The sequence below is a fragment of the Mycolicibacterium arseniciresistens genome, from assembly GCF_030519285.1.
Classification (GTDB): Bacteria; Actinomycetota; Actinomycetes; order Mycobacteriales; family Mycobacteriaceae; genus Mycobacterium; species Mycobacterium arseniciresistens.
Map to the genome: position 1 here is coordinate 1 of NZ_JAUMSQ010000355.1, position 2,540 is coordinate 2,540.

Sequence of the window (2,540 nt, forward strand, 5' to 3'; positions counted from 1 at the left end):
GCAGCTGTTCGGCCATCGGCTCGGGCAGCTGGATCGGCAGCGGGGTGCGCACCGGCAGCGGTGTGTCGCCGCGACGGACCACGGTGTCGCGCAGAGCGGTGCGCGCCTCCTCGGCGAGCGCGTCCACCGACTCGGCGACCCCGTTCACGACGCAGCGGATCATCCAGCGATAGCCGTCGACCCCGATGAACCGGACGACGCCGCCGCCGGCCGTGCCGATCACCTCGCGGCCCCACGGACCGTCCTGGATGCGCACGTCGGCGGAGTCCTTGCGCAGCGAATCGGCCAGCTCGCCGGCGACCTCACGCCACAGTCCCGTGGACTTCGGCGCGGCGTACGCGGCGACGGTGAACCGGCCGTTCGGCGTGACCACCCACACCGCGCTCGGCACGCCGCCCTCGTTGAGCTCCACCTGCACCTGGCCGGCGGCGGGCATCGGGATCAGCACCGACCCGAGGTCGAGCCTGCCCTGTGCCGCGACGGCCGGATCGTCGAAGTCGTCGATGTCGAAGGGGCCCTCGAGGTCCGCCTCGGCGGCCGCGGCGGCCGCCGCGGCCTCCGAGGTCTCCTGCCCGGTGTCGCCCGTGTTCTTACGTTTACCGAATGCCATCACAAACTCGCATGTCCGCCGGAGGAACCGTGGCCGCCTTCGCCACGGGTGGTGCCTGCCAGACCGGCCTCGTCGAACGACGCCACCTCGACCAGATCGGGTAACTCCACCCGCTGCACCAGCAGTTGGGCGATCCGGTCGCCGCGGCGCACGACGATGGGGGTCTGCAGGTCGGTGTTGATCAGTGCCACCTTGATCTCGCCGCGGTACCCGGCATCGACCGTGCCGGGACTGTTGACGATCGAAAGTCCCACGCGCGCAGCAAGACCCGAGCGCGGATGCACCAGCCCGACCATCCCGTGCGGGATGGCGACGGCGACGCCGGTGGGTACGAGTGCGCGCTGGCCGGGGGCCAGTTCGACGTCCTGGGCGCTGAACAGGTCGACGCCTGCGTCGCCGTCATGGGCTCGGCTCGGCATCGGCAGGTCGGGGTCCAGGCGCACAACCGCCAGAGAGGTGGACACGACGTCACAGATTACTCTGGCCCGCGTGTCAGACACGCGCGCGACCACACAAACGGTGCGCTACCGCGAGCGGTTGTGGGTGCCGTGGTGGTGGTGGCTGCCCGGGCTCGGGCTCGGTGCGCTGATCGCGTACGAGGTGACCCTGGGCGTCCGAAGTCTGCCCGTGTGGCTGCCCTTCGCGGTGCTGCTGCCGGTCGCCGCCGCGGTGCTGGTGTGGTTCAGCAGGTCCGAGCTGCGGGTGGTGTCGCCCGGACCGGGTGCGACGCCCGAAGCCGGTCCCGAACTGTGGGTCAACGAGGCGCACCTGCCGGTCGGCGTCGTCGCCCGGTCCGCGGAGGTGCCGCGGTCGGCGAAGTCGGCGGCGCTCGGCCGCCAGCTCGACCCTGCGGCGTACGTCGTCCACCGGGCGTGGGTCGGCCCGATGGTTCTGCTGGTGCTCGACGACCCGGACGACCCGACGCCGTACTGGTTGATCAGCACGCGCCACCCGGATCGGGTGCTCGCCGCGCTGCGACAGGACTGAGACGACGTCAGGCAGCGCAGTCGCTGCAGATCATCATGCCGTTCTTCTCGCTGGCCAGCCGGCTGCGGTGATGCACGAGGAAACAACTCGAACAGGTGAACTCGTCGGCCTGCTTCGGGATGACCCGAACCGAGAGTTCCTCACCGGACAGGTCGGCGCCGGGCAATTCGAACGACTCGGCCGATTCGGACTCGTCGACGTCGACGACGGCCGACTGGGCTTCGTTGCGCCGCGCCTTCAGCTCCTCGAGCGAATCTTCGGAGACGTCGTCCGTCTCTGTGCGGCGTGGAGCGTCATAGTCGGTAGCCATCGTCCTCGTCCCCTCCATCAATCCTTGCAGCAGTGCTTTGTACCAGCGTCGAACGCATTCCCCAAACGATTCGTGCCCGCACTGCCACAGGTTCCAGTGTGATTTACATCACAATGCTCCGTCGGGAGCCCCGGCGCCGCAAGCAACCTTCGCCCCACCAGGCCTTAGAGTGCTAGCCGTGGTATCCCACATCACCGAGGGCACGGCCTTCGACAAGCACGGTCGGCCGTTCCGGCGCCGCAATTTCCTGCCCGCGATGATCACGTTGGCAGCGCTGGCGGTGGTGACGATGGTGGTGTGGTCGATCGCGCTGAACCAGTCCACCGATGTCGCCCAGGCGGCGGTGTGCAACCGGCCACCCGCCCCGGCGCCCGGTGAACCCACGCCGCCACCCCTGGGCACCCAGGTGTCGACCGCCGACATGACCGACGTCGCGCCCGCCAAGCTGGCCGACACCCGGATCCGCGTCCTCAACGCCAGCGGCCAGGGCGGGCAGGCCGCCGAGGTGGCCGGCGAGCTGCGCGACCTCGGCTTCGCCCAGCCCGAGGCCGCCAACGACGCCGTCTACGCGAGCACCCGGCTGAACTGCCACGGCCAGATCCGGTTCGGGCCCTCCGGCCGCGGCGCCGCGGC

At 70.3% G+C, this 2,540-nt stretch carries 5 protein-coding genes; 2 read left to right on the forward strand and 3 right to left on the reverse strand.

Going from position 1 to position 2,540, the window contains the following annotated elements:
• On the reverse strand, window positions 1–610 hold a 610-nt coding region (locus Q2100_RS28185), incomplete at its 3' end, for a DUF3710 domain-containing protein (RefSeq protein ID WP_302916697.1).
• Window positions 610–1,074 carry a dUTP diphosphatase gene (gene dut / locus Q2100_RS28190; RefSeq protein WP_264015294.1) on the reverse strand — a complete coding sequence of 155 codons (465 nt, stop codon included), beginning with the start codon at window positions 1,072–1,074 and terminating at the stop codon, window positions 610–612. The genes Q2100_RS28185 and dut, both read right to left, overlap by 1 nt.
• 25 nt (window positions 1,075–1,099) lie before the next feature.
• On the opposite strand from dut, the gene Q2100_RS28195 reads away from it, so the two are divergent.
• Window positions 1,100–1,597 carry a DUF3093 domain-containing protein gene (locus Q2100_RS28195; RefSeq protein ID WP_269896151.1) on the forward strand — a complete coding sequence of 166 codons (498 nt, stop codon included), beginning with the start codon at window positions 1,100–1,102 and terminating at the stop codon, window positions 1,595–1,597.
• Window positions 1,598–1,604: 7 nt separating this feature from the next.
• Here the strand turns inward: Q2100_RS28195 and Q2100_RS28200 are convergent, their stop codons facing one another.
• The gene (locus Q2100_RS28200) at window positions 1,605–1,907 is read right to left on the reverse strand and encodes a DUF4193 domain-containing protein (RefSeq protein ID WP_090344025.1); all 303 of its coding nucleotides are present in this window, start codon (window positions 1,905–1,907) and stop codon (window positions 1,605–1,607) included.
• A gap of 178 nt (window positions 1,908–2,085) precedes the next feature.
• Here Q2100_RS28200 and cei point away from each other — a divergent pair.
• A partial coding sequence (gene cei / locus Q2100_RS28205; RefSeq protein WP_302916698.1) for an envelope integrity protein Cei occupies window positions 2,086–2,540 on the forward strand: 455 nt, incomplete at its 3' end.

Excerpts from the sequence above, each read along its gene's own strand:
- Q2100_RS28200 (WP_090344025.1), bottom strand. The coding sequence starts at position 1,907 with ATGGCTACCGACTATGACGCTCCACGCCGCACAGAGACGGACGACGTC.